Here is a 25,336-nt window from a genome sequence, read left to right on the forward strand (position 1 = left end):
GCCTGTCCACGATGAGCGCCCAGGAGATCCGCGGGGCGGAGATCACGTTCGACGAGTTCGTGACCGCCACCGCGGGCCGGCTGCTGCGCACCGCCGTGTTCCTCGTCTACGACCGGCACCTCGCCGAGGACCTGCTGCAGACCGCATACGAGCGGGTCGCCCGCAAGTGGAAGCGGGTGTCGGGCGGCAACCCGGAGGCGTACGCGCGCCGGGTGCTGGTGAACCTCGCCATCGACGAGAACAAGCGGCGCGCCCGCCGCCGGGACACTCCGGTCGGCTCGGTGGCGGACGTGGAGCGCCTCGCCGGGCCGCCCCCGGCGGCGGGGGTCGCCGGGGGCGACCTGGACGAGGTGCTCCGCGCGCTGCCCGCCAAGCAGCGCGCGGTGGTCGTGCTGCGCTACTGGTGCGACCTGGAGGAGAAGCAGATCGCCGAGACGCTCGGGATCTCCCGGGGAACGGTGAAGAGCCACACCGCGCGGGCCATGGCGGCGCTGCGGGAGCACATGAAGGAGGGCCGGGCGTGAACGACGAGCTCGAAGCCCTGCTGCGCGGCCACTACCGGTCCGCCGCCGACCACATCACGGCGGGCCCTGGCACGGTCCGCAGGTTCCAGGACGCGGGCCGGGCCGCCCGCCGCACCGGACGCGGCCGGTGGCGCTGGGCGTTCCCGGCGCTGGCGGCGGCGGTGACCGCGGCGGTCCTGGTGACGATCGCGCTGTTCCTGTGGCCCGGCGGCGGGACGCCGGCGAAGCCGCGGCCGATGGCGCCGCCCGCCTCCGTGCCCGTCCCGGCGACGAGGACGCCCGCCCCGACGTCACCGCCGCGCCCGTCGGCGTCGCCGACGCGGATCCCGGCGCCGGGCATACCGCAGAGACGGTCCGGCGCCGACCCGACGCCCCGGCCGACCGGCGCGCGCGACCCCCGGACGCTCCCGCCCACGCACGGCGGCGCCATGCCGTCCCCGTCGTCGAGCGCGATGGGCCCCGTGGCGAAGGGGCCGCGTGCGACCTCCAGCCCCGCCGGCGGGTACTAGGCGTTCTGCTCGACTAGGCGGGGTCGCCGAAGCACAGGCCGGGGACGCTGCCCCAGCCGACCGTCTCCAGGACGGCGCGCATCTGCGGCGGCGTCCGGTCGAGCACCACGGGCGCGCCGCACGCGCGGCTCCACGCGGCGTCGCCGAGCAGGGCGATCCCGCCGAGGTCGATGAAGTCGAGCCCGCCGAGGTCGAGATGGAACTCGCGGTCGGGCGGCAGCTCCGCCAGCGCCGCCTCCAGCGCCGCGACGAGCATCGCGTGCCGGGCGGAGTCCAGCTCGCCGATCAGCGCGAGACCGGCGGGCTCGTCCGTGCGGACGATCCTGAGCGGTTCCACGCCGGCTACCTGATGTGCAGCCGGACGAAGGTGCCGTCCCAGCCGGCCCGCAGCTCCACCAGGTCGACGAGGAGCCGGACGGTCCACAGCCCGAACCCGCGCTGCAGCGCCGTGTCGGGCGGGATGAAGCCGGTGAACGGGGTCGGCGCGGGGCGCCACAGCCCGTTGTCGCCGACCTCGCAGAGCAGCTCGGGGCCGTCCCGCCAGATCCACATGCCGACCGGGGGGCAGCCGTGCTGCAGCGCGTTCGCCGCCACCTCGTTCACCGCGGTGACGAGGTTCTGCGCGGGCCGCTTGGCAAGGCCGTGCAGCAGCGCCCGCTCGGCGACGAACGAGCGCAGCGCGTGCAGGTCGTCGTCCTCGACCGCGAAGTACTCGGCGTCGCCGGGGCGGGCGAAGCACAGGCCGCGGTCGCAGTTCGCGCCGAACGTCACCGGGTCGATGTAGTCGCCGCTGGCGAGCGCGGGGCCGTCGGTCACCATCTTCGGGTGGGTGCGCCGCGCCTCCGCCAGGATCAGGGGCGACAGCGCCTCGCCGTCGTAGGGGCACAGCGCGCACGCCCCGGAGTCCTTGAACACCTCGTTGATCAGCGACTCGTAGCGGATCCACTCCAGGATCTGCCGGTCGTCCAGGTCCCGCCACACCGGCTCGCCCAGCGCGCACACGGTCCGCGGCGCGAACCTGTTCAGCAGGGCCTGGTAGTCGCGCAGGGTCCGGACGGGGTGCAGGTAGAACGTCGCCGCGTCCACCCACTCGATCTCGGCGTCGTCGCCGAACAGGTCGCGCAGCGCCGACAGGTTGGGCTCCTGCGCGACGGCGACGACGGCCTGCCCCGCCTCCAGCCCGGAGCGCAGGAACGGCTCGGTCACCGCCAGGAAGTGGTCCGTGCCGTCGTACACGAACCCCCTGTGCTCCAAGCTCATCAGAGGTTGCCTTCCGTCTCCGTGACCGGGCGTTCGCGGCCGCGTTCGAGACCGGGCAGCCGGTGCCAGCCGACCATCTCGATGACGTTCTCCACGTCGGGCGGCAGGTGGTCGAGCACCAGCGCCTCGTCGGCGGGCAGGCTGGTGGCCTGCTGCGCCAGTAGGTTCAGCCCGCCGAGGTCGATGAAGCCGAGGTCGGTGAAGTCGAGGTCGGTGAAGTCGAGGTGGACGCGCCGCCGGGCCAGGCACACCTGCGCGAGCTGCTCGGCGAACACCTGGTGCCGGGCGGCGTCCAGCTCGCCCTCGACCCGCAGCCCGTTCGGCTCGAAGGTGCGGACGATCTTCAGGATGCCGTCGTCGAACTCGGGGTCGACCTCCACCAGCACCTCGTGCGTGTCGCGCAGGGCGGCGAGCTCGTCGGGCGGGCAGGCGTGCCGGTCGATCTGGCAGATCGCCATCGCCATCGTGCTGGGCGACACGGCGTCGCCGACACCGTGCTCGCAGCCCAGCATCTCGGCGATGTCGGAGCGCCCCGGCTCGCTGAGCAGCCAGCTGTAGTCGGTGGTCAGCCGGACGGCGCGGAACCCCTCGCCGAACGCCGCGTCCACCTCCCGGCCGATCGTCTCCAGCATCCGGCCGGGCTCGAAGGCGCCGCGCCGGTCGAGGCAGGCGTCGGCGCGGGGGATCACCCGCAGCTGGCCCGTCCTGCTGAAGGCGTGCACGTCCGCCCGGTGCCGGGGGCCGATGCCGGGCAGCAGCTCGGCCGGGGCGTCGGTCACGTAGACGACCTTCTCGTTGTTGTCGAGCGCCTCCCGCACGAAGGGGCCGATGACCCTGTCGCGCTCCTCCAGGCCGCTGTAGGCCAGCCAGCTGTGGTCGCCGGGCCGGATGTCTTTGACGGGTCGCTTGGCGAACCAGGGTGTCTCCATGGCCTGCCCATCGAGGTCGGTTCGGATTCGTTCAGCGTACGCCCGTGGAAGCTTATTGGAAGCCCAACGCATCGAGTTCCTCACACTCCGTTCACCGCGGCCGGGACGGCGGGCAGCCGCAGCCGCAGCCGCACCGTGCTGCCGTCGCATCCGGTCCGGATCTGGACGATCGAGCAGAGCAGCCGTACCGCCCACAGCCCGAACCGGCCGCCGGTGGCGGTGCCGGACGGGCGGGGCGGGACGAGCCCGTAGCCGGAGCCGGGCTCCCAGCTGCCCTTGTCGGTGACCTCGCACACCAGGGCCGGGTCGGCGCCGGACGGCTCGGTCCACATCCGCAGCACGATCGGGGGCGCGCCGTGCCGGAGCGCGTTGGTGACGACCTCGGTGACCGCGACGAGCAGGCGCCGCAGGTCCTCGTCGGGCAGCGGAGTGCGGCGCGCGTACTCGGTGACGTAGGCCCGCAGCCAGAACAGGTCGGGCCGGTCGATCTCGAGCTCGTCGGCGTCGGCGGGCCGCGGGGGAAGGGGCTCGCCGTCGCATTGCGCGCTGTAGGCCCACGGGTCCATGTAGAGGGGGTTGGCCATGGACCTGGCGCCGCGCACCGTCTCGGGGTGGGTGCGGCGCCCCGCCGCGACCACGCCGGCCGGCAGGGACGAGGAGTAGGGGCACATGATCGCGGCGCCGGTGCCGCGGAACGCGATGTTCACCATGGCCTCGGCGCGCTGCCATTCCAGCACCTCGAGCGGCGGGCGCGCCGCCCACACGACCGGTTCGCCGAGGACGCGCAGCCGCCGGCCGCGCCAGGCGACGTCGTCGGCGTCGCTGAGGCAGTCGGCGAGGGTCCGCGCGGGGTGGGTGTACCAGGTGCCCGGCTCGACGAACTCGACGGAATCGGCGGTGGGGCCGAGCGCCTCGCGCAGCAGCACCTCGCGGGCGACCCCGCAGACGGCCAGGACGCGGTCGCCGGCGTCGGCGCCGTCCCGCAGGAAGGGAAGGGCGCCGCCGAGGAAGTCGTCGACCCCGTCGTACGGCAGAACGCAGTGGGTGAAGGATTCGCTCACGGCGGCCCCAGGGTGCGTTTTCGGTCCCGGCGTTCCCCTAACGCCCGCCGCGGCGCCGGCGGACCCATCAAGGGTAGGTCGGCCGCCCGGCGGCGCGCCGGGCCGTGCGGCGATTGCCGCGACCGGTTTTTCACATAGTGCGACGGACTGCCGGGCGTGTCCGCCGGTACAGGACGGCGCGGAGGCCCGGTGCGAGGGCGGCGATTATTTCATCGGCGGTCATCGAGGCGAGCGGTTCCACGGCCAGGATGTAGCGGCCGAAGATCACGCCGGCGAGCTGGGCACCGACCGCCCCGGCGCGGTGCCGCGCGTCGGGGCCGCCGACGTGCTCGGCGATCCGGTCGATCATCTCGCGGCCGACGACGTCGCGCAGCAGCCCCATCAGCTCAGCGTCCTGCGTCGCGGCGCGCACCATGAAGACCAGCTGGCCGCCGCGCTCGGGGTCGTCCCAGGTGCCGAGCATCGCGCGCAGGACGCGTTCGGGCAGCGTGGCGGGGTCGCCGGGGAGCGCCGCGGCCAGCACGTCCGGCGGGTTGGCCAGCAGTCCGAGGACCGCGCCGAACAGGCCCTTCTTGGAGCCGAAGAAGTAGCTGATCAGGGCGGCGTCGACGTTCGCCTCGGCGGCGATCGAGCGCAGCGTGACCTTGGCGTACCCGTCGGCGAGGAACCGGCCGCGGGCCACCGCGAGGATCTGCGCGCGGGTGTCGGGGCTGCCGCGCCGCCGGCCGCGCGACGCCCGCCTGGCCGCCGCCTCCGGTGCGGCGGCCCCGGATTTATTCATCATGGTTGAAATGTAGTGCCCGCAGGCCCCAGATTCGAGGTGTCACAGCGAAGAGATCCCGCACCGAGGAGGCCCCGATGGCCACCACAGGAACGGCGCCCGGAGGGCAGGTCCACCGGGCCGTGCTGCCGGCCGTCATGCTCGCCCTCGCCACCGTCGTGTCGGCGGTCGCGTCCCTCAACACCGCCATCCCGTCCATCGCCCGCGACACCCGCGCCACCCAGACCCAGCTGTCCTGGATCATCGACGCCTACGCGCTGGTGTTCGCCGCGCTGCTGCTCCTCGGCGGCGCGATCGGCGACCGCTACGGCCGGCGCCGCGCGCTCGCCGCCGGGCTCGCGATCTTCGGCGCCGGGTCGGCCGCCGCGATGTTCGCCGGCGACCCCGAGTGGCTGATCGCGATGCGCGGCGTCCTCGGCGTCGGCGCGGCGCTGGTGATGCCCGCGACGCTGTCCACCATCACCTCGACGTTCCCGGTACGGCAGCGCACCCGCGCGGTCGGCGCCTGGGCCGGCGTCGCCGGCGCCAGCGCGATCTTCGGCCTGCTGGTCTCCGGCAGCCTGCTGGAGCAGTGGTCGTGGCGCTCGGTGTTCCTGCTGAACATCGTGCTCGCCGTGCTCGCGTTCGCCGCGACCCTCGCGGTCGTCCCCGAGTCCGCCGACCCGGACGCGCCGAGGCTCGACCTCGTCGGCGCGCTCATCACCGTCCTCGGCCTCGGCGCCGGCGTCTACTCGATCATCGAGGCGCCCACCGAGGGCTGGACCAGCGCCCGCACGCTCATCGGCCTCGCCGCCGCGGTCGCCGTCCTCGCCGGGTTCGTCGGCTGGGAGCTGACCCGCCGCGACCCGCTGCTCGACCCCCGGCTGTTCAAGCACCGCGCCTTCTCCGCCGGCACCCTGTCGATCACCGTGCAGTTCTTCGCCTTCTTCGGCTTCGTCTTCACCGTCCTGCAGTACCTGCAGCTCGTGAAGGACCACGGCCCGCTGCTCGCCGCCACCTGCCTGCTGCCGATGGCCGCCGCGATGATGCCGTCCGCCCGCGGCATCGCCCCCCGCGCCGCCGCGAAGGTCGGACCGCGCCGCGTCATCGTCGCCGGCCTCATCCTGGTCAGCGTCGGCCTGCTGGTGCTGTCCCTGCTGGACACGGGCAGCAGCTACTGGGTCATGCTCGGCGGCCTCATCCCGCTCGGTGCCGGAATGGGCCTCGCCATGACGCCCGCGACCGCGTCCATCACCGACGCCCTCCCGGCCGACAAGCAGGGCGTCGGGTCGGCGATGAACGACCTGGCCCGCGAGCTCGGCGGCGCCCTCGGCATCGCCGTCCTCGGCAGCCTCCTGCAGTCCGGCTACCGCTCGAACCTGGACACCGCCGGGCTGCCCGGACCGGTCGCCGAGCACGCCAGGACCTCGCTGGCGATGGCCGTGCACGCCGGCCCGCAGGTGATGCGGCAGGCGCAGGCGGCGTTCGCGGACGGCCTGCACACCGCGCTGCTGTCCGCCGCGATCGTCCTGGCCGTCACCGCCGTGCTGGTGGGCGTCCTCTACCGCCGTCCCGCCGCGGCCGCCGCCGAGACTCCCGCCGGGCAGGAGACCGCCGCCGCGGAGCCGGCGAATTGACCGCCCGCCACCCGCGATCACACCGTCACGCGAAAGGGCCCCCGCAGGACGCGGGGGCCCTTCCCTGTACGGCTCAGGCGGCTGTCCAGTCGGTCATGCGGGCGTCGGCCCGGAACCGCAGGGCCGGATCGGCGTACCGGGCCTCGGGGACCGCGTACAGCGCGTCCACCCCCGCCTGCTGGAGCGGGTACGAGGCGGCGAGCTCCGCCAGCTCGGCCGCCGACAGCGGCAGCCCGGCACGGGAGACCAGCAGGCCCACCTCCGCGATGACGCGCGGGTCGTCCGCGGGAGGCGCGGGACGCAGGACGTTCTCGGTCAAGGTTCCTCCAGGGTTCGCGATGCCCGGCCGCTCCGGGCACGGGTCGGACGGTCGTCGCCGCGCGGGTCAGACGGCGACGAGGGCGGGGACGCGGCGGTGCCAGTCCGTGACCCGCTGGAAGGCGTCCGCCGCCCGCAGCACCCCGGCCTCCCCGAACGCCGGGCCGGCGAACTGGATCGACAGCGGCAGCCCGGCGGCGGTCGCGCCCATCGGGGCGGCCAGGACGGGGTTGCCGACGCAGTCCCAGTACTGGGTGAAGATCGTGCGGAACAGGCCCTCGATGTCGAGCCGGCCCGCCCCGTCGGTCAGCTCGTCGAAGCGCGGCGCGCCGACCGCCGCGGTCGGGCAGACGATCACGTCGAGGTCCTCGAACATCCGCGCCACCGCGTCCTGCGCGACGTGCCGCACCCGCTGCGCCTGCACGTAGTCGGCGCCGGTGACCAGCGCGCCGCGCGCCAGCATCAGCCGGGTCGCCGCGAAGTAGTCGCGCCAGCGCTCCACCAGGTCGTTGCGGTGGTAGGCGAACGCCTCGGCGCACATCGTGACGAGGTTGGCGGTGAGCATCTCCGTCCAGAACGGCAGCTCGGCGTCGATGAGCGTCGCGCCGAGCCCGGACAGCGCGCCGAGCGCCGCGTCGAAGGCGGGCCCGAGCGCCGGGTCGGCCTCCGCCGGGAAGTGCCCGGCCCGGACGACCCCGATCCGCACCCCCTCCAGCGACCCGTCGAGCAGAGGCTGCTCGTACGGCAGGCCGACGCTGTCGGGGTCGCTCGCGTGCGGACCGGCGATGACGTCGAGGACGGCGGCGCAGTCGCGGGCGCTGCGCGCCAGCGGGCCGACGTGGTCGAGGCTGTAGCCGAGCGGCGCCACGCCCGACTTCGGCACCCGGCCGAACGTCGGCATCAGCCCGGTGACCCCGCAGAACGCCGACGGGATGCGGATGCTGCCCGCGGTGTCCGTGCCGAGCCCGGCGAAGAACAGCCCGGCGGCGACGCCGTTGCCCGTCCCGGAGCTGGAACCGCCCGGCCACGTCGCGGTGTCCCACGGGTTGCGCGGCATCGGGAACGGCTTGGACGGATCCGGCATCCCGCACGCGAACTCCATCGTGGTGACCTTGCCGGTGATCACCGCGCCCGCCTCCTTCAGCCGGGACACCACCGGCGCGTCCCGTCCCTGCGCCCAGGCCCGGTCGAGGACCAGGCTCTGCGCCGTCGTCGGGCCCTCCGCCATCGCGATGATGTCCTTGACGCCGAACGGGACGCCCTGCAGCGGGCCCCGGTCGATCCCTTCGGCCAGCTCCCGGTCGGCGCGTTCGGCCTGCTCGAGGGCGTAGTCGTCGAAGCGCGCCAGGTAGGTGCCGAGCTCGCCGTCGTGCCGGTCGGCGGCGGCGAGGGCCTCCTCGGTCAGCCGGACGCTCGTCACCGCGCCGGCGCGCAGCGCCTCGGCGGCCTCGGTCAGGGTGAGGGGTGTCTCCATGGTTCTCCTTGAGGGCATGCCGCGGCCGCCGTCCCCGCCGCGAGGACGGACGCCTTGATCGGTGCGGTGGAAGTGCGGTTCAGCCGCGCGCGGACGCGCGCGGGAGGCGGGAGACCAGCAGGAACCGGTCTCCCCGGTGCTGGATGTGCGCGAGGTCGAAGGGGCGGCCGCCGGGACCTCGGATGACCTGCTCCAGGGTGACGACCGGCGCTCCGGCGGCGAGGCCGAGCAGTCCCGCCGTGCCGGTGTCGGCGGGCAGGCAGCCGAGGACGAACTCCGACTCGCCGAGGGCCACGCCCGCCTCGGCGAGCAGCGCGTACCAGTCCGAGACGAACGGGACGTCGCGGAGCCGCTCCGCCTCGGGGAACAGCACGTAGTTGGTCGCGACGGCCACCGGTACGTCGCCGAGCAGCGCCACGTACTCCATGCGCAGGCACGGCTCCGCGGCCCGGGCGCCGAGCCGGTCGGCGGCGACCTCCGGCAGCGGGATCACGGAACGGTCCAGCACGCGCGGCCGCATCCGCCGGTCGAAGACGCTGCCCGCGCCGGGGTCGGCCGCGCCGTGCGCCTCCGCGAGCGGGGCGAGCACGGCCTCGACGACCGCGTGGGTGCCGACGCCCTGCCTGCGGTCGACGAGCCCCTCGGCGCGCAGCAGCGCGAGCGCCTCGCGCACCGTCGCCCGCGTCACGCCGTGCGCGGCCATCAGCTCGGGCTCGCCGGGCAGCCGGCCGCCGGAATAGGCGCCGCGCAGGATCGCCGACCGCAGCAGGTCCCGCAGCCGCCGCACGTCCGCCCCGGTCGGCGTCCCCTGCGTTTCGGGTGCGCCCCTGCCCCGGGACCTGGTCGCCGTCATGTGCCGGGACGGTAGGCGCACGCCGTTGCGCCCGCATGTTCCGGTGGTTGCCGGTGTGTTACGTTCCACGACCGCCATCGCACCTCCCTCTTCCGCCTCCGCCGACGTCCAAGGACGCTAGGCAGGAGTCGTTGCGGGAGCATGTCGCCGCCGTTGCGCCAGGTTACGCCGCGTCCCCGCCGCCGTCCTCGCGCTCCTGCCTGCGCGGACGCCGGCCCGGCCCGGCGATTCGCCGAGTTGCGCCCGGCAACGCCGTCCATGGGGCCGGGCGCCGGTAATCGGCCGACATGCCGACCAGCCAGGACGCTAAGCTGAACGCACTCCGTACGGAGCGCGCGGGCGTGGCGAAGTAGGCATACGCGGCAGGTTTAGGTCCTGCTGGTGGAGACACCGTGGGGGTTCGAGTCCCCCCGCCCGCACCCATCGGACGTCCACGTCGCGGCGTGCTGCGCGACTCAACGCGACCGGGTCAAGGCTTGAGGCGAGCCCAGACCCACTTGCCGCCGGACGGGTCGGGGGTGTGGCCGCACTCGACGGCGAGCGCCGCGACGATCGGGCGGCCCCGGCCGCCGTTGTCGTCCCGGTGCCCCTCGGACACGTCGAGGGCGTCGCGCGCGGTGCCGGCCACCGGACGAGGCCGCGGCCTGGCCGTGCTCGCGTCCCACACCGCGATGACGACGCCTGCGACGTCGCGACTGACCTGCAGACGGATCTCCTCCCCGGGCGCCGCGGCCGCCACCGCATTGGTGACCAATTCCGAAACGACCAGCACCGCATCGTCCGAAATATGCATATAGCCCCAGTTGTGCAGCCGTGTTTTGGTGAGCGTCCGCCCGAGGCCCGGTGCCGCTTTAGAGGCCAACATGGGGATTAGCAGGCAGTCCGGCGTCGTCATCATCGGTCGTCGCGTTCCTCCCTGGAGTGATTCACGATCTGTACTCCAAGAATCACGACGGGTTACTAGGCTGTGGTGTATTCGCAAACATCTCAACCCCCGGGAGATATCGATGAGCGCCGCCGACGAACTGGACCCCATGTCCTCGCTCTACGCCTGGCTGGCCTACGACCTGCGCTTCTATCGCCAGAAGAGAGGGCTCACCGGTACCGAGGTAGGCAAGATCATCAATTGCGTCCGGTCCGGTCCCATGTTGCGAACTTGGAAGCCGGTCGGGCCTGCATTGACATGGACCAGGCGAAGGCCCTGGGCACGGCATGGGGCACCGGAGGGCACTTCGAGCGGCTGCTGACGTTCGCGCGATCCCTCCACAGCCCTGACTGGTTCCGCAAGAGCGTCGAGTATGAGGTGAAGGCCAGAATCCTCCGCATCTATCAAGGGCAGGGCATCCCCGTCCCGCTTCAGACCGAGGGCTACGCCCGGGCCGTCCTGTCGATGGCGCGCATCGATGACGTCGAGAAGGCGCTGACGGAGCGTATGGCCCGGCAAGAGTTGATCATCGGCCGGGAGGATTGCCCGCTGATGCTGGTTCTCCTCGATCAGGATGCGGTGGACCGTCCAGTAGGGGCAGCCGAGGTCATGAGGGCTCAACTTCGACGGCTGCTGGAGAGCTGGGGGAGCGTCCGGGCCTGAGCATTCGCGTTATCGCACGGTCGGTCGGCTGGCATCTCGGGTTGACCGGGCCATTCCAGATCATGAGTCTGGAGCGCAAGGACGTCGCCTACACCGGTGCGTTCCACGGCGGCCGGTTGGTTCAGGACGCTGCCGAGGTTCGTCAGATCACCATAGACTTCGAGTTGATCGGGACGAAAGCCTCGTCCGAAGGCGAATCCCGTGCCCTGATCGAAAAGGTCATAAAGGAGTTCGCATGAGGATCGACTGGCGCAAAAGCTCGTACAGCGGCAGTTCCACTGACGAGATGTGTGTGGAGGTCGGCGAGCTGATCGGCGGTGTCGCCATCAGGGACTCCAAGGACCCGGACGGCTCGTTGAGTTGTGGCGTGTCGTCGTTATACGAGCCGTCATAACGACGACACGCCACAGCTCAACTGAGGGTCAGAGGCCCAGGTCGCGGCGCAGGCGCTCGACGTGGCCGGTGGCCTTCACGTTGTAGTAGGCCTTCTCGATCTTCCCGTCGGCGTCGATGATGAAGGTCGAGCGGATCACGCCGACGACGACCTTGCCGTACAGCTTCTTCTCCCCGTAGGCGCCGTAGGCCTGCAGAACCTCGGTGTCCGGGTCGGACAGCAGCGGGAAGGTCAGGCCCTCCTTCTCGCGGAACTTCGCTAGCTTGGCGGGCTTGTCCGGGGAGACGCCGACGACGGCGACGCCCGCTGCCTCCAGCTCGCCCAGGCTGCTCTGGAAGTCGACCGATTCCTTGGTGCAGCCGGGGGTCATGGCCGCCGGGTAGAAGTACAGGATCACCCGCCTGCCGCGGAACGAAGCCAGCGAGACCGGAGACGCGTCGGCGTCCGGGAGCTCGAAATCGGGGGCGACGTCGCCCGGCTGCAGCCGCTCTGACACCCTGTGCCGCCTTTCGCTCGGATGGTGGCTCCAACGGTACCGCTCGGGGTACGGCGGGCGTCCGGCGGGAAGACCTGCAACACTGTTCGGATCATGCTTCGCTCGACACGACAAGGACAACGGCATGGCTGACCGCGACCCGGAGGCGCTGGAGCGGGAGATCGAGCGCACCCGCCTGGAACTCGCGCGCACGATCGACGAGCTGGCCGAGCGGGTCAACCCGAGGAACCTTGCCCACAAGGGCACCGAGCGGATCAAGGAGGAGGCCGGGCAGCTCGCCCGGGCCGTGAACGCGATGGTGCGGCCCGAGGGCGAGGACGGCGAGCCGGGCCGGCTCGACAAGCGCGTCGTTTACGCGGGCGCCGCGGCCGCGGTCACCCTGACCGCCCTCGTCCTGTGGCGCCGTAAGCGCAAGCGCCGCTGAACCCGCCCGTCACGGAGGCGCCGGACCGCGAACCGCGGCCGGCGCCTTCGCGTCTTCCGGCCCGGACGGCCCGCGGGTCGGCGGTGGCGCGGGCTCGGCCTGTGGTGCGGGGACGGGCGCCGGCGCGGGCCGTCCGGGCGAGGAGCTCGGCGACGCCGCGCAGCTCGGCCAGCTCGGCGCGGCACGGCGGGCAGCCGCGCAGGTGCGCCGCCAGCGCCTCGGCCTCGGCCCCGGCGAGCCGCCCGAGGGCGTAGACGCCGAGGCCGGGCCGGTACTCACCGCAACCGGAACCCTCCACACCCAGCAGTACGGCGACGGGGGTCGAGTCGTTCAGCCGAGGTCGGGGGCGGTGGCGGTGAAACGGGCCTCGACGGCGGCGCGGACGACCTGGGTCTCCGGCTCCAGGTCGATCGGCTCGGGCTCGCCCGCGCCTCCGGGTGCGGGGCTGAACGCGCCGGCCAGCGCGACCGGCTGCCCCATGCTCTCGTCGCGGCCGAGGCCCTCGTCGGACAGCTCGACCAGGCCGGTCAGCCGCGCGCCGAGCGCCTCCGCGTACCGGCGGGCGCGCGCGACGGCCTCCTGCGCGGCCTGCTCGGCGGCCCGCCGGTAGACGTCGCTGTCGCGGCGCAGGTCCCAGTCGGGTCCGTCCACCCGGGTGCGTTCGAGGTCGCCGAGCCGGGTGACCAGCTCGCCGAGCACGGTGAAGTCCGCGACCGTCACCTTGATCAGCACGGTCCCCTGGTAGGCGCGGATGTCGCCCTCGCGGCGCCGGTACTTCACCAGCGGGGTGATGACGAGCCCGCCGGTCTCGGTCCGCTCCACCGCGTCGCCGTAGGAGCCGATCAGGTCGAGCGCGGCCCGGTTGCGCTCGGTGAGCCGGTCCAGCGCCCTGCGCCGGTCCGGCTCCTGCGACTGGACGTGCACCGACAGCCGGGCGATCTCCGGCTCGGCCTCCAGCACCGCCTCGCCGCGCACACTGATCAACGGAGCGTCGCTCATACCGCCAACCTAACCGGTGGCCGGGAGGGGCGGCGCTGCTAGAGGAAGGTCTTCCCCTCGCCCCGGTAGGTCGGGACGGTCCGGACGAACCGGGCGCCGTCGATGAGGTGCAGGTCGGCGAACCGCTCGCACAGCTCACCCGCCTTGGTGTGCCGGAACCAGACCCGGTCGCCGATCCGCAGCTCGTCGGCGGTGCGGCCGAGCAGCGGCGTCTGCACCTCGCCGGCGCCCTCGTTCGGGTCGTAGGACAGGCCGGCGGGCAGGTAGGGCCGGGGGAGCCGGACGTCGTCGCCGGGCCCGGACGCGAGGTAGCCGCCGCCGAGGCAGGTCGCGACGCCGGGGCCGGGCCGGCGGACGACGGGCAGCGCGAACAGCGCGGCGGGCCGTCCGGTGAAGTTGGAGTAGTAGTCGAACAGGTGCGGCTGGTACAGCCCGGAGCCCGCGGCGATCTCGGTGACGGCGCGCTCGGCGGCGGTCTTCTCGACGCTGCCGGTGCCGCCGCCGTTGACGAACTCCAGGTCGGCCAGGTCGCGGACGGCGCGGACGATCCCGGCGCGCCGCCGGGCCAGTTCCATCCGGGACCGCTGCTGCATGGCGCGGATGACGCGGGCCCGGGCGGGCCGTCCGGGCGGCAGGTCGCCGACGCCGGCGATCTGCGACTCGTAGGCCATCAGCCCGGCGAGGCGCAGGCCGGGCCGCTTGAGGATCTCCTCGGTGAACGCGGCGACGTCGGCAGGGGTGCGCAGCGGGGAGCGCAGGGCGCCGATCCGGACCCGGCCGCCGAGGGGCCGGTAGGAGGCGTCGATGTCGACGCAGACGCGGACGCGGGCGCCGCCGGCGGCTTCCTCGATGAGGTCGAGGTGCGCGGGGCAGTCGACCATCAGGGTGATCGCGCGGGCGGCGGCGGGGTCGGCGGCCAGCTCGGCGATCGCGGTGCGGTCGGCGGTCGGGTAGGCGACGAGGACGTCGTCGCTGACGCCCTCCCGGGCGAGCCAGAGCGCCTCGGGAAGGGTGAACGCCATGACGCCGGCGAAGCCGTCCATCGCGAGCGCCTCCTCCAGGAGGGCGCGGCAGCGCACCGACTTGCTGGCGATCCTGATGGGCTTGCCGGCGGCGCGGCGCACCAGGTCGGCGGCGTTGGCGCGGAAGGCCGCGAGGTCGACGACGGCGAACGGCGCCTCTAGGCCGGCGGTCGCGGCGTCGTAGCGCTCCCGGAGGTTCATGTTGGCCACAGTGCCACAATAGCGGTGAATGTGAAAAGCTCTCACATACCAGTGCGCCCGCTCTCAGCCCTTGCGGGGGTGCGCGTCGAAGAACCTCCACAGCATCTCACTCGCCTCGGACGGCCACGCGTGCGTCCCGCCCTGGATCTTGCAGAACGTCACCTCGACGCCCTGCTCGCCCTTGCCCGTCCCCTGGCAGTCGGTGTTGCCGCTGAGCGCCTTCACGTTCTCGTGCGGCTCCGGCAGCTTCGCCAGCCTCCGCCAGAAGTCCACCGCCCGCGACACGGGCGGGAACGGCCGCTTGTCGTTGAAGTCGCGGTTCCCGCCGCCGTTGAACGGGACGCTGCGGTCCGCCGTCCCGTGGAAGATCATCGCCGACACCGGACGGTCCGGGTCGCACTCGGTGACCAGCGACCCCTCGACCACCCCGATCGCCGCGACCTTGCCGGGCTTCTCGCAGGCCAGCCTGTACGCCATGCCCGCGCCGTTGGAGAACCCGGTGACGAACACCCGGTCCGGGTCGGCGAGCCCGGCGCCGGTCAGCTCGTCGATCAGCTTGCTCAGGAACCCGACGTCGTCGATCTTCCCGATCTTCGCGGCGCCGCAGCAGCTCCCCGCGTTCCAGGTCGTCATGAAGCCGTCCGGGTAGGCGACCACGAACCCCTTGCCGTCGGAGAGCTTGTCGAAGCCGGTCAGCGACTCCATCTGCTTCATGTTCGCGAGGCCGCCGTGCAGCGCGATCACGAGGGCGGGCTTGTCGGCAAGCTTGCCGTCCTTCCACTTGCCGTCCGCCACCTTGGCCGGGATGTGCAGCAGGTACTCCCGGTGCCCGGGCGTGCCCACGTCGATCTTCTCCTGGTGGGTGCCGGCGCCGGTCGCGATCCCGTCGACCGTCGCGGGCCGCTTGCCGCCCTTGCCGCCGTCCTTGCCGCCGTCCTTGCTCGTGCAGGCCGCGAGGACGAGGGACAGGGCCAGTGCGACAATCAGGATCCGGCGCATGCGTGCAAAAGTAACCTCAACGGCTCCCCTCGAACTACTCACGAGTAGACGAACCGGTGCGCCTACCGAGTTGTGTTCTCCAACTCGCCCCGCTCGTGGGTTGGAAATTCCAACCCGCTGGAGGGCCGCGATGAACGGGGTCCTGGCGCGGCACGGCCGCGCGACGGCGGCGCGCCGCGTAGGCTCGTAGCCCCGTATCCACCTGAGCTGCGCCTTCGTGGCGAGAGTGAGACCGAGACATGGACCGAGCCGACCAGTACGTGCTGACCCTGTCGTGCCCCGACCGGCCGGGCATCGTCGCCGCCGTCTCCGGAGCGCTCGCCGACCGCGGCTGCAACATCGTCGAGAGCCAGCAGTTCGGCGACCCCGACTCCGGCACCTTCTTCATGCGGGTCCAGTTCACCGCCCGCCCCGGCACCGACGCCGACGAGCTGCGCGGCGCGTTCGCCTCCCTCGCTCCCGACCTCGGCCTCCAGTGGCGGCTGCACGACCTGTCCCAGCGCCCCCGCGTGCTCATCATGGTCTCGAAGGGCGGGCACTGCCTCAACGACCTGCTCTACCGGCAGCGCTCCGGGCTCCTCGACATCGACGTCGTCGCCGTCGCGTCCAACCACCCCGACCTGCGGCCGCTCACCCAGTCGTACGGCATCGACTACCACCACCTCCCGGCCGGGCCCGGCGGCAAGGCCGCGCAGGAGGCCGAGATCCTCGCCCTCGTCGAGCACTACCGCGCCGACCTCGTCGTCCTCGCCCGCTACATGCAGATCCTCTCCGACGACTTCTGTGCAAAGCTCCCCGGCGCGATCATCAACATCCACCACTCCTTCCTGCCGAGCTTCAAGGGCGCCCGCCCCTACCACCGGGCGCACGAGCGCGGCGTCAAGCTGATCGGCGCCACCGCGCACTACGTCACCGCCGACCTCGACGAGGGCCCGATCATCGAGCAGGAGGTCGCCCGCGTCGACCACACGCACAGCCCCGAGGACCTGGTGGCGGTCGGCCGCGACGTCGAATGCCTCGCGCTCGCCCGCGCCGTCCGCTGGCACGCCGAGCACCGCGTGCTGCTCAACGGGGACCGCACGGTCGTCTTCCGCTGACCGTTCGCGCAGGTGAAAGCGTGAGATGTCGGCATGGCGTGTTTCACTCCACGTGACATTGCCTCACTATGGGTAGCGGTAGATCGTCCGGACGTGCCGGTGGCTCACGGGGGTGGCTATGGCCGAGGCTCTGGTCAAGGATTTGATCGAAGAAGAGCGCAGCAGGCGGCAGGCGCGGCGCCTCGCCGTCCGCGAGTTCCGCCCGCGGCGCGCGCTCGCCGGCCTGGCGGCCGCGCTCGCGGTGACCGCCGCCGGCGGGATCGCCGCCATCGAACTGCTCGCCGCCGCGCTGCACTCCGGCGTCCACCCGGTCCCCGGCATGGGCGCCCTCGTGCACGCGCTGCGGCACCGCCCGTGGCGCGACGCCGCCGTTCGCGAGACCGCCGCCGCGATCGCCGGCTGCGGCCTGCTGTTCCTGCTCGCCGCGCTGCCCGGGCGGCTGCGCGGCGTCCCGCTGGACGGCGCCGACCCGCGGCTCGCGGGCGTCGTCCGCCGCTCCGCGCTGCGCCGCGCCGCCGCCGACGCCGCGCTGGCCGTCCCCGGCATCGAGCGCGCCCGCGCCCGCGGCCTCGGCGTGCTCCGCCGCCGGCTGATCGTCCGGGCCGTCACGCACTACCGCAACCCGGCGAACCTCGAGGAACTGGTGCACACCGCGGTCGCGGCGCGCCTCGACCGGATCGAGCCGATGCACCGTCCCCTGGTGGACGTCCGGCTCGGCTGGCGGAAGGACTGACGATGAGGATCCCGATCGCCGCGACCGGCGCCCTGCTGCTGCTGTGCGGCGCGTCCGCCCTCGCCCTGAGCGCGTCCGGCCTCGCCGGGCACCCGCCGCTCGACCCCGCGCTGGTGCGCTTCGCCGCCGGCGCCCCGTGGTTCCTGCCCGCCGCCGCGGGCGTCGCCGAGATCCTGGCGCTCGCGGGCCAGCTCTGGCTGGTCCTGCAGGGCCGCACCGTCGTCCACCTGCGGTGGCCCGACCTCGACCCGCAGACCCGCGCGCACGCCCGCGCCGCCGCCGACGTCCTCGTCAAGACGGCCAAGGAGCTCCCGGACGTCCAGGACGTCCGGCTCCGCCTCACCGGCACCGCCAACCGCCCCCGCCTGGTCATGCACGTGACCTGCGCCGGCGACGCGCTGCTCAGCGAGGTCTACGGCGAGCTCGGCGCCGGCCCCGTCGAACGCTACCGCCGCGCCCTGGGCATGCCCGACCTGAAGGCGATCGTCCGCTTCCACCTGGCGTTCCCGCAACCCGAGAAACGCCCCCGCGTCCCCCACCCGGAAACCGCGTAACTCACACCCGTCGCGTGTCCGCGGAGTTCGGGCCCGCGCGGAACGGTGGCCGCAAGGGGGCCGGGGCTTGTGGCTCAGCCGCGCGACGAGGCCGACCGTCGCGATCGCGTGCGAAGCCAAGTTCGAGCTTGCGAGAACTTGATCGCGCGGCGAGCCGCCAGGCGAGCCGGAGCGATGCTGCGATCGCACGCATCGCCCGCCGAAGGGAAGGCGCCCCAGCGCCTGACCGCCAAGGGCAATGCAAAGAAAACACGCGACACCCGTCCGGGGCCTCGCCGGGCGGGGGGCGGCGTCCGGCCCCGGACGGGTGCCCGCGCTCGGGCAGGCGCCCCTGCGCCGCGGAGCGGACGCATGCACACGATGGGCGCCCGCGCACACGGAAAGCCGTGCAGGTCGCGGGGCATGCATCCGTCACTATGCGCGATCTTCTGGTAACGGTCACGGTTGTGTACATTTCGTTCACGGCAGAACTCGAGGGAACGGCCGAGACGAAAGGTACGGGTGCGATGCGGCGTCCCGGTTGGGCGGCGCCCGGACGCTGGAGCCTGGCCCGGCAGCTGCTGGCGCTGCAGGCGGCGATCGTGGCGCTGCTGGTGGGGGTCGGCGCGACGCTCGCGTACCTGGACGCGCGGCGGGCGACCGACGAGCGGGCGGCGCAGACGGTGACGGCGCTGGCGGAGAGCATCGCGGACGCGCCGGACGTGCGGGCGGCGGTGGCGGCGCCGGTGCCGAGCCGGGTGCTGCAGCCGTACGCGGAGCGGATCCGGCACGACACCGGCGTCGACTTCATCACGATCATGAGTCCGGCGGGGATCCGGTACACGCATCCGAAGCCGGCGCGGATCGGCGGGCGGTTCGTCGGGAACACGGCGCGGGCGCTGGCGGGGCACGCGTTCACCGAGACCTACACCGGGACGCTGGGGCCGTCGGTGCGGACGGTGGCGCCGGTGTTCGGGGACGGGCACCGGGTGGTGGCGCTGGTGGCGGTCGGGATCACGATCCGGGCGATCTCGGCGGAGCTGCGCCGGCGGCTGCTCGTGGTGGTGGGCGTCGCGGTGATGGTGCTGGCGATCGGGATCGGCGGGAGCTACCTGGTGGCGGCGCGGTTGCGGCGGCAGACGCGGGGGGTGGCGCCGGGCGAGCTGCGGGGGATGTTCGAGTACTACGAGGCGATCCTGCACTCCGTCCGGGAGGGGCTGGTGCTGCTGGACCGCGGTGGCGGCGTGGTGCTGTGCAACGACGCGGCGCGCGAGCTGCTGGACCTGCCGCCGGACGGCCCGGACGGGCGGCATGTCGGTGAGCTGGGGCTGCCGGAGGAGCTGGTGGCGTCGATGACGTCGCCGGAGCCGCGCGCGGACGAGATCCATGTCGGGGACACGCGGGTCCTGGTCGTCAGCACGGCGCCGGTCCGGTCCGGGGACCGGGCGATGGGCAACGTGGTGACGCTGCGGGACCACACGGAGCTGCAGGGGCTGACGGGCGAGCTGGACACGGTGCGGGGGTTCGCGGAGTCGCTGCGGTCGCAGGCGCACGAGGCGGCGAACCGGCTGCACACGGTGGTGTCGCTGGTGGAGCTCGGGCGGCCGGAGCAGGCGGTCGAGTTCGCGACGGCGGATCTGGCGGCGGCGCAGCGGCTGACGGACCGGGTCGTCGGCTCGGTGACGGAGCCGGTGCTGGCGGCGCTGCTGCTCGGCAAGTCGGCGGAGGCGGCGGAGCGCGGCGTCGAGCTGGAGATCGCCGAGGACACCGCGATCGACGGGGTGGTGGAGCCGCGCGACCTGGTCACGATCCTCGGGAACCTGATCGACAACGCGGTGGACGCGGCGGTGGAGAACGCGGGGGTGCGGCCGCCGCGGGTCCGGGTGAGCGTGCGCCGCGAGGACGGGCGGCTCGTGCTGCGGGTCGCCGACAGCGGCCCGGGGGTGGATCCGGCGGACGTGCCGGAGATGTTCCGGCGGGGTTGGACGACCAAGTCGTCCGGCGGGCCGGTGGGGCACGGGCTCGGCCTGGCGCTGGTGGGCCGGGCGGTCCGGCGGCACGCGGGCACGGTGGAGGTCGCCGGCGACGGCGGCGGGGACGACGGCGCGGTGTTCACCGTCCGGCTGCCGCTGGACGTCCGATGATCTCGGTGCTGGTGGTGGAGGACGACCCGGTCGCGGCGGAGGCGCACCGCTCGTACGTCGAGCAGGTCGCGGGGTTCGCGGTGGCGGGGGTGGTGCATTCGGGCGCGGACGCGCTGCGGTTCTGCGAGCGGACGCCGGTGGACGTCGTGCTGCTGGACTTCTACCTGCCCGACACGCACGGGCTGACGGTCTGCCGGGCGCTGCGGGCCGGGGGCAGCGAGGTCGACGTGATCGCGGTGACGTCGGCGCGGGACCTCGCGGTGATCCGCTCGGCGGTGTCGGTCGGCGTCGTCCAGTACCTGCTGAAACCGTTCACGTTCGCGTCGCTGCGCGACAAGCTCGTCGGGTACGCGCGGTACCGGGAGCAGCTGGTGGGGACGGGGGAGGTGACGGGGCAGGCGGACGTGGACGGGGTGCTCGCGACGCTGCGGACGCCCGGCCACCGGTCGCTGCCGAAGGGGATGAGCGGGGAGACGCTCCAGGCGATCACCGAGGTGCTGGCGGGGGCGCCGGACGGGCTGTCGGCTGCGGCGGCCGCGGACCTCGCCGGGGTGTCCCGCGTCACCGCGCGCCGCTACCTGGAGTACCTCGCCGAGAACGGCCTGGCGACGCGCCGTCCCCACTACGGGCAGGTCGGCCGGCCGGAGGTCCGCTTCTACCCGGGGTAGACGGGCGCGCCGCGGGGTACCTAAGGGACGAACGATCCGTCAGCGACATCGGGGGAGTTGTCGTGGGTGACCTGAACGACAAGGTGGACCGCAGGACCGCCGAACCGGAGCGGAGGAACGAGCCGGGCGAGGCCCGTACGGCCCGCACCGGGGAGGCCGCCGACGACGCCGGACGCGCGGGGGACAAGCCGCGCAAGGTCAAGCCGGGCGACGCGGCCCGGAAGATGCGCGCGATGTTCAAGGGGTAGCGCCCTTTCGCGGCGAGGGGCCGGCGGCGCGGCGCCGCCGGCCCCGCATCGCATGTAAAACCCTGTTGACCTGCCTGTTCGTCCGTCCCCGGAGGGTTTGGTGCGATCTGCAATGAGCATCAATCGCACATAGCCGACGCATCGGGGGGACACGGTGAGCCAGGACGATGGACGCAGGGACGGCCCGGTCGCGGCGCAGGACCGGCCCGAGGAGGGACTGCGGCGCGCCCGCGCCGGCGGGACGAGCGAGCTCGTGACGTCGGGCGGCCGCACCGAGATCGCCGACGTGGTGGTCGCCAAGATCGCCAGCATGGCGGCCCGCGAGGTGGGCGGCGTGCACGAGATGGGCGCGGGGATGAGCCGGACGATCGGCTCGGTGAAGGAGCGGCTGCCCGGGGTCGCCGCGGACCCGACGCAGGGCGTCGGGGTGCAGGTCGGCGAGCGGCAGGCGGCGATCGACATCGACCTGGTCGTCGACTACGGCGCCTCGATCCCCGCTCTCGCCGACGCGGTGCGCTCCAACGTGATCGGCCAGGTGGAGCACATGTGCGGGCTGGAGGTCGTGGAGGTCGACATCACGGTCGACGACATCCATCTGCCGGACGACGACCGCGAGGAGTCCGAGCAGCCGACGGGCCCGCGGGTGCTATGACGGCCCGGACCCGCAGGACGCGGCCCGCCGGGCAGGCGGGCCCGCCGGAGCAGGCGCCGCCGCCGGGCGCCGACGCGCCGGCCCGCCCGCGCGCGAGAGGGCGCGACGCCGGGCGCGACGCAAGGCAGGAGGCCGGGCGCTACACGGGCCGCGATGCCGGGCGCGTTGTAGGGCGGCTTCCCGGCGCGGACGCGCCGCACGAGCCCGGGACGCGGCGGCGGGACGCCGGGCGGGGCCGCGGGGACGCGGACGGCAAGGGCCGGCTGGTGGAGCGGGTCGCGGAGGCGGTGGCCGGATGCCGGTCGGTCGCCGGGCTGACCGCCGGGCCGCGGGCGCGGATCATGACGTACCGGGCGGGACGGCCGCTCGCCGGCGTCGCCGTCCGGGACGCGGAGATCGAGGTCGGGGTGGTGGCCCGGGTGGAGCGGCCGCTCCCGGAGACCGCGCGGGACGTGCGGCGGGCCGTGCGCCCGCTGGCCGGGGGCCGTCCGGTGCACGTCCTGATCGGGGACATCGCCGAAGGGGGCGCGACATGATTCCGGTATGGCCGCTGGCGGGCCTGGCCTTCGGGGTGGCGCTCGGGTTCGCGGGCGCGTTCGGCGGGTTCGGCCCGTTCTTCATCGTGCTGTTCCTCGGCTGCCTGGGGTTCCTGACCGGCCGCGCCATCGAGGGGAACCTCGACATCCGGCAGCTGTTCTCGATCAATACGGGACGGCGGCCGCGGTGACCGCCCCGGAGGAGGCGCCGCGCCCGCCGGCCGAGCGGGGCCGGACGACGATCAGCGACCGGGTCGTGGCGCGCATCGCGGCGAAGGCGGCCGAGGAGACGGCGGGGGCGCGCGGGCTCGACCGGTCCGTGCTCGGCGTCGGCCTGCCCGGGCGCCGCGCGGTCCGGACCGACGTGCGCGTGCACGGCAAGGTCGTCACGGCGAAGGTGGCGCTGTCGGTGCCGTACCCGATGCCGGTGCGGGACGTGGCGCGGCAGGTGCGCGCTCGCGTCCGCGCCCGCGTCGAGGCGCTGACGGGGCTCACCGTCCGGCAGGTGGACATCGACGTGGCCGAGCTGGAGCGGCCGGGCGGCGGGAGGACCGTCTCATGATCACGCATGCCGGGCACCGGAGGGTGCCGGCGCAGGGGGCGCGGACGCCCGGCGAACGGCGGGCGGACCGGGCGGCACTGCACGCGTTCCGCTCGCGACGGGTCCGCATCGGCGCGCTCGCGGCGCTGCTGCTGACCGCGGCGTCGGTGATCGCGGCGATCGACGTCCTCGCCGCGATGTTCGGGGCGTCCCTGCACGTCATCGCCTATCGCGGGCTGCTGGACGTCCGGTGGGACGGGTGGGAGGTCCGCGCGATCAGCGGGGGGCTGGTGCTGGTCGGGCTGGTGTTCCTGCTGGCGGGGCTGCTGCCGGGACGCTCGCGGGTCGTGCCGCTGCACGGCCGCGTGCCGGACGTGGTGATGGGCGTCAGCAGGCGCGGGCTGTGCCGGGCCGTCGCGAGGGCGGCGGGGGACGCGGCGGGGGTGGCGCGGGTCCGGCGGGTCCGGCTGCGGCCGAGGCGGGTCACGATCGTCGCGGAGACGCCGGTGAGCGACCCGCGCGACCTGGAGGACGGGGTCGCGGACGCGGTGCGCGGGACCCTGGAGCGGATCGGGCCGCTGCGCCCCCGGACCGTGAAGGTGCGGATGAAGCGCAAGGAGATCTAGATGGGGGACCGGACCGCGCGGGCCGGGACGGACCGGCGGCCCGCGCATCTCAACCGGACGGGGCTGGTCCTGGTCGGGGCGCTCATGGTCGCCGCCGGCGGGGCGGGGCTGGCACGCGGGGCGGGCGCGTTCGGCGGCGACCGGGCGGGCGGCCTGGTGTTCAGCGGGACCGTCCGGCGGTACGCCGCCGATCACGGCTGGTTCTGGCCGGCGGTCGCGGCGGCGGTGATCGTGCTGGCGCTGCTCGGGCTGGCCTGGCTCCTCGCCCAGGGCCGGACGGGACGGCTGCCGGGGCTGGCGGTGGAGCCGGATCCTTCGGGCGGCCGGACACGCGTGTCGGCGAAAGCCGTGACGGACGCGCTGGAGGCGGAGGTCGCCGAGTACCCGGGGGTGCGGACGGCGCGGGCCCGGCTGATCGGCTCGTCGCGCCGGCCGGAACTGCGGCTGAACGTCACCTACCTACGCCGCGCCGATCCGGCCGAACTGCGCCGCCGCATCGAGGACGAAGGGATGCCGCGCCTGGCCACCGCCCTCGGGCGCCCGTCGATCCCGGCGGTGGTGCGCCTGCGGCTGGTCAAGGGCGACCGCGCGGAGACGCTGCTCTGACCTTTGGGACCACCTTTGGGGGTTGTTGGGCGTGCATGGCGTTTCGCTCGACTAGCGTTCTTTAGTGAACATGACGTCGAGGAATGAGGGGGCTCGCTTGATCGACCTGCTGGTTCCGGGCGGCTCTGCCGAGGGGCTTTCCATCGACGCATGGAGGGAACAGACGGATCACGGCTTGGGCCCCTCCCGCTAGAGCGGCCCGAAGACCCGGGGGCGCGGCGACAAGGCCGCGCCCGCGGGTTTTTTCCGTACGTCCAGTGGGTTGTGTTTTCCAACCCACTGGAGGGACACTGGCGAGTAAGTTGGAGAACACAACGGAGGTGGTCATGCGGGACGCGGTGATCGTGGAAGCGGTGCGGACGCCGGTCGGCAAAGGGAAGCCGGGCGGGGCGCTGCACGCTGACCATCCGGCCGACCTGCTGGCGCGGACGCTGAGGACGCTGGTCGAGCGGGCCGGCATCGACCCCGGCCAGGTCGACGACGTCATCGGCGGCGTCGTCACCCAGGTCGCGGAGCAGGCCGTCAACATCACCCGGACCGCCGTCCTGGCGGCCGGGTTCCCCGAGAGCGTGCCGGCCATGACCGTCGACCGGCAGTGCGGGTCGTCGCAGCAGGCGCTGCACATCGCCGCGCAGGGCGTGCGGAGCGGCGCGTACGACATCGCGATCGCGTGCGGCGTGGAGTCGATGTCGCGGGTGCCGATGGGGTCGAGCGTGCTGCCCGGCAGCGACCCGTTCGGACCGATGCTGAAGGAGCGCTACCCCGACGGTCTCGTAGGGCAGGGCATCAGCGCGGAGCTGATCACCGCGAAGTGGGACCTGTCCCGCGAGGAGCTCGACGCGTACGCCTACGAGTCGCACCGCCGCGCCGCCGACGCGTGGAAGAACGGCGAGTTCGACCGCGAGGTCGCCTGGACCGGGCAGCGCGACGAGACCGTCCGGCCCGGGACGTCACCGGAGATCCTCGCCGGCCTGAAGCCCGCCTACTACGACGAGCGGACGGCGGCGCGGTTCCCGGAGATCGGCTGGAAGGTCACCGCGGGCAACGCGTCCCCGATCAACGACGGCGCCGCCGCTGTCCTGGTCATGGGCGCGGACGTGGCGGAGCGGCTCGGGCTGCGGCCCCGGGCCCGGTTCCACGCGTTCGCGGTCACCGGCGACGACCCGCTGCTCATGCTGACGGCGATCATCCCCGCGACGGAGAAGGTGCTGGCCAAGGGCGGGCTGAGCCTGGCCGACATCGACTTGTTCGAGGTGAACGAGGCGTTCGCGCCGGTCGTGCTCGCCTGGCAGCGGGAGACGGGCGCCGACCTCGCGCGCGTCAACGTGCGCGGCGGGGCGATCGCCATCGGGCATCCGCTCGGCGCGAGCGGCGCCCGCATCATGACGACGCTGCTGCACGCCCTGGAGGACCGCGGCGGGCGCTTCGGCCTGCAGACGATGTGCGAGGCCGGCGGGCTCGCGAACGCCACGATCGTCGAGCGCCTGTGACCGGCGGTTAGGCT

Annotated in this window: 34 protein-coding genes and 1 tRNA gene; 21 read left to right on the top strand and 14 right to left on the bottom strand. The window is 73.7% G+C overall.

Features of this window, described 5'->3' with window-relative positions; translation table 11 throughout:
• The first annotated feature begins 11 nt into the window (after window positions 1-11).
• Window positions 12-524, top strand: coding sequence for a SigE family RNA polymerase sigma factor (locus F8568_RS26775; protein WP_151596469.1), 513 nt, complete (start codon window positions 12-14; stop codon window positions 522-524).
• On the top strand, window positions 521-1,033 hold the full coding sequence (locus F8568_RS26780; protein ID WP_151596470.1) for a hypothetical protein: 513 nt from the start codon (window positions 521-523) through the stop codon (window positions 1,031-1,033). The genes F8568_RS26775 and F8568_RS26780 overlap by 4 nt, the downstream gene beginning before the upstream one ends.
• A gap of 13 nt (window positions 1,034-1,046) precedes the next feature.
• On the opposite strand, the gene F8568_RS26785 is transcribed toward F8568_RS26780, so the two are convergent.
• From F8568_RS26785 to F8568_RS26805, 5 genes are all read right to left on the bottom strand, one after another.
• A complete protein-coding gene (locus F8568_RS26785) occupies window positions 1,047-1,370 on the bottom strand; it encodes an STAS domain-containing protein (protein ID WP_151596471.1) in 324 nt (107 codons plus the stop codon).
• A gap of 5 nt (window positions 1,371-1,375) precedes the next feature.
• Window positions 1,376-2,293, bottom strand: coding sequence for an anti-sigma factor RsbA family regulatory protein (locus F8568_RS26790; protein WP_151596472.1), 918 nt, complete (start codon window positions 2,291-2,293; stop codon window positions 1,376-1,378).
• The gene (locus tag F8568_RS26795; protein WP_151596473.1) at window positions 2,293-3,222 is read right to left on the bottom strand and encodes an MEDS domain-containing protein; all 930 of its coding nucleotides are present in this window, start codon (window positions 3,220-3,222) and stop codon (window positions 2,293-2,295) included. The genes F8568_RS26790 and F8568_RS26795 overlap by 1 nt, the downstream gene beginning before the upstream one ends.
• An 80-nt stretch (window positions 3,223-3,302) precedes the next feature.
• Window positions 3,303-4,283: an anti-sigma factor RsbA family regulatory protein gene (locus tag F8568_RS26800; protein WP_151596474.1), complete on the bottom strand. Its 981-nt coding sequence runs from the start codon at window positions 4,281-4,283 to the stop codon at window positions 3,303-3,305.
• A gap of 130 nt (window positions 4,284-4,413) precedes the next feature.
• Complete coding sequence (locus F8568_RS26805) at window positions 4,414-5,067, bottom strand: TetR/AcrR family transcriptional regulator (RefSeq protein WP_236009180.1); 654 nt, start codon at window positions 5,065-5,067, stop codon at window positions 4,414-4,416.
• A gap of 74 nt (window positions 5,068-5,141) precedes the next feature.
• Between F8568_RS26805 and F8568_RS26810 the strand changes: the two genes are divergently transcribed.
• Window positions 5,142-6,680: an MFS transporter gene (locus F8568_RS26810; protein ID WP_151596475.1), complete on the top strand. Its 1,539-nt coding sequence runs from the start codon at window positions 5,142-5,144 to the stop codon at window positions 6,678-6,680.
• 73 nt (window positions 6,681-6,753) lie between these two features.
• On the opposite strand, the gene F8568_RS26815 is transcribed toward F8568_RS26810, so the two are convergent.
• The 3 genes from F8568_RS26815 to F8568_RS26825 form a co-directional block, all read right to left on the bottom strand.
• Window positions 6,754-6,999, bottom strand: coding sequence for a hypothetical protein (locus F8568_RS26815; protein ID WP_202125378.1), 246 nt, complete (start codon window positions 6,997-6,999; stop codon window positions 6,754-6,756).
• A 66-nt stretch (window positions 7,000-7,065) separates the two neighbouring features.
• Window positions 7,066-8,472, bottom strand: a complete 1,407-nt coding sequence (locus F8568_RS26820) for an amidase (RefSeq protein ID WP_151596476.1) — start codon at window positions 8,470-8,472, stop codon at window positions 7,066-7,068.
• Window positions 8,473-8,551: 79 nt separating this feature from the next.
• Window positions 8,552-9,325: a GntR family transcriptional regulator gene (locus F8568_RS26825; RefSeq protein ID WP_202125379.1), complete on the bottom strand. Its 774-nt coding sequence runs from the start codon at window positions 9,323-9,325 to the stop codon at window positions 8,552-8,554.
• A gap of 335 nt (window positions 9,326-9,660) precedes the next feature.
• Here F8568_RS26825 and F8568_RS26830 point away from each other — a divergent pair.
• Window positions 9,661-9,744 (top strand) — tRNA-Leu (locus F8568_RS26830).
• A gap of 50 nt (window positions 9,745-9,794) precedes the next feature.
• On the opposite strand, the gene F8568_RS26835 is transcribed toward F8568_RS26830, so the two are convergent.
• Entirely contained in the window at window positions 9,795-10,223 is a 429-nt protein-coding gene (locus F8568_RS26835; RefSeq protein ID WP_160573768.1) for an ATP-binding protein, read from the bottom strand.
• A 285-nt stretch (window positions 10,224-10,508) separates the two neighbouring features.
• Between F8568_RS26835 and F8568_RS49805 the strand changes: the two genes are divergently transcribed.
• The 3 genes from F8568_RS49805 to F8568_RS26850 are packed head-to-tail and all read left to right on the top strand — an operon-like array spanning window position 10,509 to window position 11,307.
• Window positions 10,509-10,913, top strand: coding sequence for a Scr1 family TA system antitoxin-like transcriptional regulator (locus tag F8568_RS49805; RefSeq protein ID WP_151596478.1), 405 nt, complete (start codon window positions 10,509-10,511; stop codon window positions 10,911-10,913).
• 11 nt (window positions 10,914-10,924) lie between these two features.
• Window positions 10,925-11,152, top strand: a complete 228-nt coding sequence (locus tag F8568_RS49810) for a Scr1 family TA system antitoxin-like transcriptional regulator (RefSeq protein ID WP_328601041.1) — start codon at window positions 10,925-10,927, stop codon at window positions 11,150-11,152.
• On the top strand, window positions 11,149-11,307 hold the full coding sequence (locus F8568_RS26850) for a DUF397 domain-containing protein (RefSeq protein ID WP_151596479.1): 159 nt from the start codon (window positions 11,149-11,151) through the stop codon (window positions 11,305-11,307). The genes F8568_RS49810 and F8568_RS26850 overlap by 4 nt, the downstream gene beginning before the upstream one ends.
• 28 nt (window positions 11,308-11,335) lie before the next feature.
• On the opposite strand, the gene bcp is transcribed toward F8568_RS26850, so the two are convergent.
• On the bottom strand, window positions 11,336-11,803 hold the full coding sequence (gene bcp, locus F8568_RS26855) for a thioredoxin-dependent thiol peroxidase (RefSeq protein WP_328601033.1): 468 nt from the start codon (window positions 11,801-11,803) through the stop codon (window positions 11,336-11,338).
• Between the two features lie 124 nt (window positions 11,804-11,927).
• Between bcp and F8568_RS26860 the strand changes: the two genes are divergently transcribed.
• A complete protein-coding gene (locus F8568_RS26860; protein WP_151596481.1) occupies window positions 11,928-12,227 on the top strand; it encodes a DUF3618 domain-containing protein in 300 nt (99 codons plus the stop codon).
• Here F8568_RS26860 and F8568_RS26865 read toward each other — a convergent pair.
• From F8568_RS26865 to F8568_RS26880, 4 genes are all read right to left on the bottom strand, one after another.
• The gene (locus F8568_RS26865) at window positions 12,178-12,525 is read right to left on the bottom strand and encodes a zf-HC2 domain-containing protein (protein WP_160573770.1); all 348 of its coding nucleotides are present in this window, start codon (window positions 12,523-12,525) and stop codon (window positions 12,178-12,180) included. The genes F8568_RS26860 and F8568_RS26865 overlap by 50 nt on opposite strands.
• A 32-nt stretch (window positions 12,526-12,557) precedes the next feature.
• Window positions 12,558-13,226: an SIMPL domain-containing protein gene (locus tag F8568_RS26870; RefSeq protein ID WP_151596482.1), complete on the bottom strand. Its 669-nt coding sequence runs from the start codon at window positions 13,224-13,226 to the stop codon at window positions 12,558-12,560.
• Window positions 13,227-13,264: 38 nt separating this feature from the next.
• Window positions 13,265-14,449: an amino acid deaminase/aldolase gene (locus F8568_RS26875; RefSeq protein WP_151596559.1), complete on the bottom strand. Its 1,185-nt coding sequence runs from the start codon at window positions 14,447-14,449 to the stop codon at window positions 13,265-13,267.
• A 63-nt stretch (window positions 14,450-14,512) separates the two neighbouring features.
• Window positions 14,513-15,448 (bottom strand): alpha/beta hydrolase family esterase, encoded by a 936-nt coding sequence (locus F8568_RS26880; RefSeq protein WP_151596483.1) that lies wholly within the window; start codon window positions 15,446-15,448, stop codon window positions 14,513-14,515.
• Between the two features lie 239 nt (window positions 15,449-15,687).
• Here F8568_RS26880 and purU point away from each other — a divergent pair, with 239 nt between their 5' ends.
• The 13 genes from purU to F8568_RS26945 all read left to right on the top strand — a co-directional run bounded on the left by purU (window position 15,688) and on the right by F8568_RS26945 (window position 25,322).
• Window positions 15,688-16,545: a formyltetrahydrofolate deformylase gene (gene purU, locus F8568_RS26885; RefSeq protein WP_151596484.1), complete on the top strand. Its 858-nt coding sequence runs from the start codon at window positions 15,688-15,690 to the stop codon at window positions 16,543-16,545.
• A 118-nt stretch (window positions 16,546-16,663) separates the two neighbouring features.
• Complete coding sequence (locus F8568_RS26890) at window positions 16,664-17,278, top strand: DUF6286 domain-containing protein (protein WP_151596485.1); 615 nt, start codon at window positions 16,664-16,666, stop codon at window positions 17,276-17,278.
• A 2-nt stretch (window positions 17,279-17,280) separates the two neighbouring features.
• Window positions 17,281-17,832 carry a hypothetical protein gene (locus F8568_RS26895; protein ID WP_151596486.1) on the top strand — a complete coding sequence of 184 codons (552 nt, stop codon included), beginning with the start codon at window positions 17,281-17,283 and terminating at the stop codon, window positions 17,830-17,832.
• 506 nt (window positions 17,833-18,338) lie between these two features.
• Window positions 18,339-19,955 (top strand): sensor histidine kinase, encoded by a 1,617-nt coding sequence (locus tag F8568_RS26900; protein ID WP_151596487.1) that lies wholly within the window; start codon window positions 18,339-18,341, stop codon window positions 19,953-19,955.
• Window positions 19,952-20,623: a response regulator gene (locus tag F8568_RS26905; protein ID WP_151596488.1), complete on the top strand. Its 672-nt coding sequence runs from the start codon at window positions 19,952-19,954 to the stop codon at window positions 20,621-20,623. Before F8568_RS26900 ends, F8568_RS26905 begins: the two co-directional genes overlap by 4 nt.
• A 62-nt stretch (window positions 20,624-20,685) precedes the next feature.
• Window positions 20,686-20,871, top strand: coding sequence for a hypothetical protein (locus F8568_RS26910; RefSeq protein WP_151596489.1), 186 nt, complete (start codon window positions 20,686-20,688; stop codon window positions 20,869-20,871).
• 217 nt (window positions 20,872-21,088) lie between these two features.
• Window positions 21,089-21,523 (top strand): Asp23/Gls24 family envelope stress response protein, encoded by a 435-nt coding sequence (locus F8568_RS26915; protein ID WP_202125392.1) that lies wholly within the window; start codon window positions 21,089-21,091, stop codon window positions 21,521-21,523.
• Complete coding sequence (locus F8568_RS48630; protein ID WP_236009181.1) at window positions 21,520-22,059, top strand: hypothetical protein; 540 nt, start codon at window positions 21,520-21,522, stop codon at window positions 22,057-22,059. Before F8568_RS26915 ends, F8568_RS48630 begins: the two co-directional genes overlap by 4 nt.
• Window positions 22,056-22,250 (top strand): hypothetical protein, encoded by a 195-nt coding sequence (locus tag F8568_RS26925; RefSeq protein WP_151596491.1) that lies wholly within the window; start codon window positions 22,056-22,058, stop codon window positions 22,248-22,250. The genes F8568_RS48630 and F8568_RS26925 overlap by 4 nt, the downstream gene beginning before the upstream one ends.
• A complete protein-coding gene (locus F8568_RS26930; RefSeq protein ID WP_151596492.1) occupies window positions 22,247-22,621 on the top strand; it encodes an Asp23/Gls24 family envelope stress response protein in 375 nt (124 codons plus the stop codon). The genes F8568_RS26925 and F8568_RS26930 overlap by 4 nt, the downstream gene beginning before the upstream one ends.
• On the top strand, window positions 22,618-23,226 hold the full coding sequence (locus F8568_RS26935) for a DUF6286 domain-containing protein (protein ID WP_151596493.1): 609 nt from the start codon (window positions 22,618-22,620) through the stop codon (window positions 23,224-23,226). Before F8568_RS26930 ends, F8568_RS26935 begins: the two co-directional genes overlap by 4 nt.
• Window positions 23,227-23,832 carry an Asp23/Gls24 family envelope stress response protein gene (locus tag F8568_RS26940; protein WP_151596494.1) on the top strand — a complete coding sequence of 202 codons (606 nt, stop codon included), beginning with the start codon at window positions 23,227-23,229 and terminating at the stop codon, window positions 23,830-23,832.
• Between the two features lie 326 nt (window positions 23,833-24,158).
• Window positions 24,159-25,322 (top strand): thiolase family protein, encoded by a 1,164-nt coding sequence (locus tag F8568_RS26945; protein WP_151596495.1) that lies wholly within the window; start codon window positions 24,159-24,161, stop codon window positions 25,320-25,322.
• The last annotated feature ends 14 nt before the right edge of the window (window positions 25,323-25,336 follow it).

The sequence above is a fragment of the Actinomadura physcomitrii genome (assembly GCF_008923205.2).
Taxonomy (GTDB): domain Bacteria; phylum Actinomycetota; class Actinomycetes; order Streptosporangiales; family Streptosporangiaceae; genus Spirillospora; species Spirillospora physcomitrii.

Excerpts from the sequence above, each read along its gene's own strand:
- F8568_RS26775 (WP_151596469.1), top strand. The coding sequence starts at position 12 with ATGAGCGCCCAGGAGATCCGCGGGGCGGAGATCACGTTCGACGAGTTC.
- F8568_RS26790 (WP_151596472.1), bottom strand. The coding sequence starts at position 2,293 with ATGAGCTTGGAGCACAGGGGGTTCGTGTACGACGGCACGGACCACTTC.
- F8568_RS26795 (WP_151596473.1), bottom strand. The coding sequence starts at position 3,222 with ATGGAGACACCCTGGTTCGCCAAGCGACCCGTCAAAGACATCCGGCCC.
- F8568_RS26805 (WP_236009180.1), bottom strand. The coding sequence starts at position 5,067 with ATGATGAATAAATCCGGGGCCGCCGCACCGGAGGCGGCGGCCAGGCGG.
- F8568_RS26810 (WP_151596475.1), top strand. The coding sequence starts at position 5,142 with ATGGCCACCACAGGAACGGCGCCCGGAGGGCAGGTCCACCGGGCCGTG.
- F8568_RS26820 (WP_151596476.1), bottom strand. The coding sequence starts at position 8,472 with ATGGAGACACCCCTCACCCTGACCGAGGCCGCCGAGGCGCTGCGCGCC.
- F8568_RS26825 (WP_202125379.1), bottom strand. The coding sequence starts at position 9,325 with ATGACGGCGACCAGGTCCCGGGGCAGGGGCGCACCCGAAACGCAGGGG.
- F8568_RS26835 (WP_160573768.1), bottom strand. The coding sequence starts at position 10,223 with ATGATGACGACGCCGGACTGCCTGCTAATCCCCATGTTGGCCTCTAAA.
- F8568_RS49805 (WP_151596478.1), top strand. The coding sequence starts at position 10,509 with ATGGACCAGGCGAAGGCCCTGGGCACGGCATGGGGCACCGGAGGGCAC.
- F8568_RS26850 (WP_151596479.1), top strand. The coding sequence starts at position 11,149 with ATGAGGATCGACTGGCGCAAAAGCTCGTACAGCGGCAGTTCCACTGAC.
- F8568_RS26860 (WP_151596481.1), top strand. The coding sequence starts at position 11,928 with ATGGCTGACCGCGACCCGGAGGCGCTGGAGCGGGAGATCGAGCGCACC.
- F8568_RS26870 (WP_151596482.1), bottom strand. The coding sequence starts at position 13,226 with ATGAGCGACGCTCCGTTGATCAGTGTGCGCGGCGAGGCGGTGCTGGAG.
- F8568_RS26875 (WP_151596559.1), bottom strand. The coding sequence starts at position 14,449 with ATGAACCTCCGGGAGCGCTACGACGCCGCGACCGCCGGCCTAGAGGCG.
- F8568_RS26880 (WP_151596483.1), bottom strand. The coding sequence starts at position 15,448 with ATGCGCCGGATCCTGATTGTCGCACTGGCCCTGTCCCTCGTCCTCGCG.
- purU (WP_151596484.1), top strand. The coding sequence starts at position 15,688 with ATGGACCGAGCCGACCAGTACGTGCTGACCCTGTCGTGCCCCGACCGG.
- F8568_RS26890 (WP_151596485.1), top strand. The coding sequence starts at position 16,664 with ATGGCCGAGGCTCTGGTCAAGGATTTGATCGAAGAAGAGCGCAGCAGG.
- F8568_RS26895 (WP_151596486.1), top strand. The coding sequence starts at position 17,281 with ATGAGGATCCCGATCGCCGCGACCGGCGCCCTGCTGCTGCTGTGCGGC.
- F8568_RS26900 (WP_151596487.1), top strand. The coding sequence starts at position 18,339 with ATGCGGCGTCCCGGTTGGGCGGCGCCCGGACGCTGGAGCCTGGCCCGG.
- F8568_RS26905 (WP_151596488.1), top strand. The coding sequence starts at position 19,952 with ATGATCTCGGTGCTGGTGGTGGAGGACGACCCGGTCGCGGCGGAGGCG.
- F8568_RS48630 (WP_236009181.1), top strand. The coding sequence starts at position 21,520 with ATGACGGCCCGGACCCGCAGGACGCGGCCCGCCGGGCAGGCGGGCCCG.
- F8568_RS26925 (WP_151596491.1), top strand. The coding sequence starts at position 22,056 with ATGATTCCGGTATGGCCGCTGGCGGGCCTGGCCTTCGGGGTGGCGCTC.
- F8568_RS26935 (WP_151596493.1), top strand. The coding sequence starts at position 22,618 with ATGATCACGCATGCCGGGCACCGGAGGGTGCCGGCGCAGGGGGCGCGG.
- F8568_RS26940 (WP_151596494.1), top strand. The coding sequence starts at position 23,227 with ATGGGGGACCGGACCGCGCGGGCCGGGACGGACCGGCGGCCCGCGCAT.
- F8568_RS26945 (WP_151596495.1), top strand. The coding sequence starts at position 24,159 with ATGCGGGACGCGGTGATCGTGGAAGCGGTGCGGACGCCGGTCGGCAAA.